This window comes from Caldisericia bacterium, from assembly GCA_021158845.1.
In the GTDB taxonomy this organism is placed as follows: domain Bacteria; phylum Caldisericota; class Caldisericia; order B22-G15; family B22-G15; genus B22-G15.
Map to the genome: position 1 here is coordinate 1 of JAGGSY010000056.1, position 5530 is coordinate 5530.

The 5530-nt window shown below is 36.3% G+C and carries 6 protein-coding genes; all 6 read right to left on the reverse strand.

Annotated features, from left to right (window positions below; all coding sequences use genetic code 11):
- Nucleotides 1–145: 145 nt before the first annotated feature.
- Nucleotides 146–517, reverse strand: coding sequence for a metal-dependent hydrolase (locus tag J7J33_02170; protein ID MCD6168095.1), 372 nt, complete (start codon nucleotides 515–517; stop codon nucleotides 146–148).
- Between the two features lie 53 nt (nucleotides 518–570).
- Nucleotides 571–1257, reverse strand: coding sequence for a DUF72 domain-containing protein (locus J7J33_02175; protein MCD6168096.1), 687 nt, complete (start codon nucleotides 1255–1257; stop codon nucleotides 571–573).
- 7 nt (nucleotides 1258–1264) lie between these two features.
- Complete coding sequence (locus J7J33_02180) at nucleotides 1265–2416, reverse strand: alanine--glyoxylate aminotransferase family protein (protein MCD6168097.1); 1152 nt, start codon at nucleotides 2414–2416, stop codon at nucleotides 1265–1267.
- Between the two features lie 10 nt (nucleotides 2417–2426).
- Nucleotides 2427–3656, reverse strand: coding sequence for a 2,3-bisphosphoglycerate-independent phosphoglycerate mutase (locus tag J7J33_02185; GenBank protein ID MCD6168098.1), 1230 nt, complete (start codon nucleotides 3654–3656; stop codon nucleotides 2427–2429).
- A 9-nt stretch (nucleotides 3657–3665) separates the two neighbouring features.
- Nucleotides 3666–5009: a tRNA uridine-5-carboxymethylaminomethyl(34) synthesis GTPase MnmE gene (gene mnmE, locus J7J33_02190; protein MCD6168099.1), complete on the reverse strand. Its 1344-nt coding sequence runs from the start codon at nucleotides 5007–5009 to the stop codon at nucleotides 3666–3668.
- A gap of 2 nt (nucleotides 5010–5011) precedes the next feature.
- Nucleotides 5012–5530, reverse strand: a 519-nt coding sequence (locus J7J33_02195; protein MCD6168100.1) for a KH domain-containing protein, incomplete at its 5' end; no start/stop codon positions are given.

The window sequence follows — 5530 nt, forward strand, 5'->3', positions numbered from 1 at the left end:
GCAATATCCTCTAATATTTTGTAAAACTCTCCACTATCAATTAACTCTTTAATTACTTCTTCTACTGCTTTTTTTATTTCCTTTTTCAATTCGCTCTTGGAAATTGACATAACAATCCTCCTTGTAATAAAGTTTACCATGGCTTTCACTTTAAAAGAAGATAATTTACGAGAAAGAGTGTAAGAAAGAGTAGAGTTAATAGTCTATCCACAGTTCCTCCTGTTTTAACAAGTCTTAATGAGTATCTCCCTTTTAGTGGCCAGAGAAGGGGGATTGGGGTGTATGTAAAGTAGTCAAGTATTATATGAGAAAAATATGGAAGAAAGAACAGATTTGAACGAAAGATCGCAAGGATAACGAAAGACGCAAAGAAGGAATGGGTTATTCCTCTGTGTTTTTTCCATTTTATGTCTATATCTGGAAGGAGAGAGATGAGTGAGTAGAGAAAGACCGAAGGGTCTTTTCTTATAAAGGAAAGAAGCAAAAGTGAAAAACTATAATGCGTCGCCAGCGTCATCCACTTAATTATACACGCTTTAAAAGAGGAGGGAAATTGTGTTTAAGTAATTCTTAAGTATTAAAAAGGCTTAAGAAAGTTTGGGCGTTGTTTAGCATGGAGTGGTTGTTGTTGAAGAAGGCGTAAATTTTTTCAGGGTTCTTTGAGAGGATTATGTCTTTTACTTCTTCAAGTTCCTCCATTGAATAATCATAGGAGTACCAGTTTCCCCTTCCATGAAACCTCAAATAGACCTTTCCATTCACATTAAAGATTAATTTTTCAAAATCTGGCGAGTCTATTGAACAAACAAGGAGATTATTCTTTCTTCCCCACTCCTCAAGATCCATTTTAAACCACTCTTTGTTTCTGAATTCAACTACAATTTTCCCTTTATCAAATCCTTCAAAGAAATCTAAGAGTCTTTTCTCTTTATCTGGTCCAAAGGATGGGGGAAGTTGGAATAGATAAAAATCTATAATTTCATCCATTGGTTTGAATAGATCAAGGAATTTAAGGAAACTTTCCTTCGCCTCCTCATTCATCTTGAATCTGTGGGTTACAAGTCTATTCACCTTTATGGACCACCTTAGATTCTTTCCTCTCCTCTCCCATCCCTTTATCTGGTTCTTAAATGGAAATCTGTAAAATGATGCATTAAGCTCTACAGCATTTAAATTGCTGTTTTCAACATACCATGTTAAATTCTTTCCCTTGTTCCATGGATACATCCAACCGGATGTCCCAACAAATACTTCCATTTCTTTTTTACACTCCTGAATTGAGCCTTAAATTTATAAACTTCTTTACACCAGAACCCAAATCAAACTTATAGCCCAGGCTATAAAGTGTGGATTCAACAGAAGCCACTGTTACAAGAAGATCGTTTGAGTTTATATAGCCCATATGTCCAATTCTAAAGGCTTTACCCTTTAAATCTCCCTGAATAGATGCAATCTCCACATTGTATTTCTCCCTTGATACCCTTACTATTTCCTCTCCATTTATTCCCTCTGGAGAGAAGACAGCAGTGACACATGGAGATGAATCTTCGTCATTTGCAACAAATTTAAGACCAATTTCTTTTAAGGACTCTCTTACAAGTTTTTTGTATATCCTGTGTCTTTCATAAGTTTTTTCAAAACCTTCTTCCAATAAAATATTTAATGCCTCTCTTAATCCAAAGAGAGTGCTTACTGGAAAGGTTGTAAATGGTTGACCTATATCACCCTTTGCTTTAAGATTTTTGATTCCAAAATAGTATGAATCATCTTTTCCTAAGGCAAAATCAAGTGCTCTTTTGCTTACCCCAACTATTCCAATTCCTGGAGGAGACATAAGTCCTTTCTGAGATGCTCCTACAACTACATCTATTCCCCACTCCCTCATATCAATTTTAAGGATTCCCATTGAACTTACAGCATCCACTATTATAAACATGTCAGAAACTTTTCTTACAGCATCCACTATCTCTTTCAAAGGATTTGCAACAGCTGTTGAAGTCTCGTTATGGGTCAAAAAGAGTGCCTTTGCATCCTTCTCCTTTTTGATGAAATTTACAACCTCTTCTGGTTTTACTGCTCTCCCATATGGAATCTTGAGTTTAACTGCATCCCTTCCAAAGGAAAGATTAATTCTGAAGAACCTATCTCCAAAAAATCCGGTATCAACAACTATAACCTTATCACCTCTGTTTGTGAAGTTTTGAACAGCAAGTTCCATTGCACCTGTTCCAGAAGAGGGGATTAAGAAGATATCTCCATCAGGATTTATCAGTTTCTTTAAGATTTCCCTTGTCTCTGTGAATATCTTTTTAAACAAAGGACCTCTATGGTTTATCATTGGATGAGTCATGGCAGCGATAACTCTTGGAGGGAGTGGAGTTGGTCCTGGTATCATCAAGAATTCTTTGTCAATCATAACTAACCTCCTATGCTCCATATTTTTTTAGTCTTCTTGCATGGGCAAGAAGGAGAGGCATCAAGTTTACCCCTTTAATTATACCCAATTCTCCCTTTAAACATTCTCTTTCAGTAAATCTATTGGATAGTCCTCCAAATACATATGGGGAGTGTATTAGAACTGGAACTGGATGGAATGAATGAGATTTCATCTTTGATGGAGTGGAGTGATCACCTGTTATGGAAACTACATCAAACCCAAGGGAGAGAATCTCTGGTAAAATATTGTCAAACTCCTCAATTATATGAATCTTTTTCTCAAAATTTCCATCCTCTCCATATGAATCTGTTTTTTTGATATGGAAGTATATAAAATCAAAATCTTTATAAACCTTTTTTAATACCTTAAGTTCCTCCTCTATTGAAAAACCAGATACAGGAACAATCTCCATTCCAACGAGTCTTGAGAGACCTTTATACATGGGGTATGTGGCAATACAACCTGCCTTAAGTTTATAAACTTCAGGAAATTTAGGAATGTTTGGGACAGTTGAGTATCCTCTTAAAAGAAGGTAGTTTGCCTTCTCTCCCTTAAGAATCTCCTTCACTTCTCTTAAAAATTTCTTTAAAATCTCTGATACCCTTTCTGCTTCATCTGTGAGTGGTTCTGGGGGAATTACCTCCTCGCCCACCATCTGAGGGTCAGTTTCTTTAATCATAGCCATTTTTTCATTAACCTTATCTTTAAACCTTAAGATTAAAGCAGACCTGTATTCCATTGCTGGTTCCATTATTATTTGAACTCCATCAATTTCCTTTATCCTCTCAGTTATTTTTCTTGTGAGTCTTCTGTTCTCCTCAGTGGGAATTCTTCCTGCCCTCCTATCTAAAACAACTATCCTTCCATTCTCCTCTTTTACAGTTGCATAATTTGTTCTTATAGCTATATCCCTATCAGTTACATCAAGCCCAATTCCCAGTGCCTCAAGAAGACCTCTTCCAATCTCCCACTTTATGGGATCATAACCAAATATGGATAGGTGTCCTGGACCACTTCCAGGAGATATTCCCGGTAAGACAGGAATGTGAAGTCCTGTTGCGCTTCTCTTCACAAGTTTATCAAGGTTTGGAGTTTTACTAATTTCAAGCTCACTCTTTTCATCCTTCACCGGAAGGCCACCAAGTCCATCCAACACAATGAGAATAATCTTTGTCTCGTTTCTCTCCACAAGTTCACTTATTAATTTTTGTTCATCCATTTTAACCTCCTATTTTCCTATGCAGAATCTACTGAATATCTCTTTTGTTACATCAGGATCAAACTCCTCTCCCACAAGAAGTTTCAACTTTCTTATTGCCTCCCCAATCTCTATGGAGACTTCATCAATGGTTAGGGTCTCTTTTAATGACGCTTCAAGATTCCTTAATACTTCGGTAAGAATGTTCTTTTCCCTTAGAGATATATATAATAATTTTTTTACATTAGGTTTTTTAAATTCATTGGAAAGTTTATTCTTTAGATTTTCTATACCCTCATGGGTAAGACATGAAATTAACATTGGTTCCTTCCCTGTGAGTTTCGCAATCTCTTCTTTACTTATAACAAGGGGAAGGTCCACCTTGTTTATTACAGGAATAAATCTTTTTCTTTTAACCAATGAGACTGCTTTGTAATCTTCTTCTGATAGAGGAATAGAGCCATCAAACATAAGAATTATTATATCTGCTTTTGATAGTGCTTCCTTACTCTTATCTATAGCCATTCTATCCACTTCATTCTCCACTTTCACAATAACACCTGCAGTATCCATAAGTTTAAAAGGAATTCCATTTATAAAAATCTTCTCACTTACAATATCCCTTGTTGTTCCCGGCATTCTTGAGACAAGAACTCTCTCCTCCTTTAAAAGGATGTTAAAGAGTGAAGATTTACCCACATTTGCCTTCCCAAATATTACAAGGTTAACTCCCTCAATAAATCCCTTCTCTCTTTCATACTCTTCTATCAATTCCTCAATCTCTTTTAAGATTTTCTTAACCTCTTCCTCAACCTCTCTTCTATCTGGTTCCTCCACATCGTTGGGAAAAGAAATTGAGCCTTCAATCTGAGAATGAATCCCTGTAAGTTCTTCTATCCATTTCTTAACTCTTTCCGAGATTTCCCCTTCAAGGGTATTTACTGCTGAGTAAAGTTCAAATTCACTTTCAGAGAAAACTATTTTATTTATTGCCTCTGCCTTAATGAGGTCAAGTTTTCCAGAAAGGTATGCTCTTTCTGTGAACTCTCCAGGTTTTGAGAGTCTTGCACCAAGAGAGATAATTTCCGAGAGGATTTTATTCATAAGGACAGGAGATCCAAAGGTCTGGATCTCCACAACATCTTCACCTGTATAAGACTCAGGTCCTTTAAAGTATATTACTATTGCATCTCCAAGGGATTTTCCCTCCCTGTTCTTTAAAAAAACATGGTGTACTCTTCTTGGAGTAATTTTTCGTTCCCTTTTCAGTAATTTTGAGACAATTTCAAGGGAACGGGGACCAGAAATTCTTATAACTCCAATCCCACCAAATCCTAAAGGTGTGGAAATGTTTGCTATTGTATCTGTTTCCATCTTTAGGATTTTCTCTTCAGGGCAACAACTACTCTCCTATTTGGCTCCTTTCCTATGGAGTATGTGTAAACAGATGGGTGATTTGCAAGGGTCGTGTGAATTATCTTTCTTGCCATGGCACTCATTGGTTGAAGTACCTGATCTTCTCCTGTTTTCTTTGCCCTTATGGCAGTTTCTATTGCAAGGTTTTTAAGGTAATCAATCTGTTTTCTCTTGTATCCACCAATATCAAGTATAAAGAGTCTTTTATCGTTGAACTTTCTGTGAATTATTGCATTCAATAGATACTGGAGCGATGCAAGAACCTTTCCCTGTTTACCAATGTACAAGGCTTGTTTTTCTTTGTTGGAGAGTTGAACATTGATGTAAACTTCTGTGTCCCTTTCCCTTATCTCAAAGGATGCCTTTTCTCCAAGCTTCTCAAATATAAATGAAAGGATTCCTTTAACAATCTTTGAGGAGTCTTTCTCCTTTCCTGTAAGGTAAAAAAATTTGTATTTCATCTTACTTTTTCTTTGGTT

Coding starts and splice junctions, on each gene's coding strand:
- J7J33_02175 (MCD6168096.1), bottom strand. CDS start 1,257: ATGGAAGTATTTGTTGGGACATCCGGTTGGATGTATCCATGGAACAAG.
- mnmE (MCD6168099.1), bottom strand. CDS start 5,009: ATGGAAACAGATACAATAGCAAACATTTCCACACCTTTAGGATTTGGT.
- J7J33_02180 (MCD6168097.1), bottom strand. CDS start 2,416: ATGATTGACAAAGAATTCTTGATGATACCAGGACCAACTCCACTCCCT.
- J7J33_02185 (MCD6168098.1), bottom strand. CDS start 3,656: ATGGATGAACAAAAATTAATAAGTGAACTTGTGGAGAGAAACGAGACA.
- J7J33_02170 (MCD6168095.1), bottom strand. CDS start 517: ATGACGCTGGCGACGCATTATAGTTTTTCACTTTTGCTTCTTTCCTTT.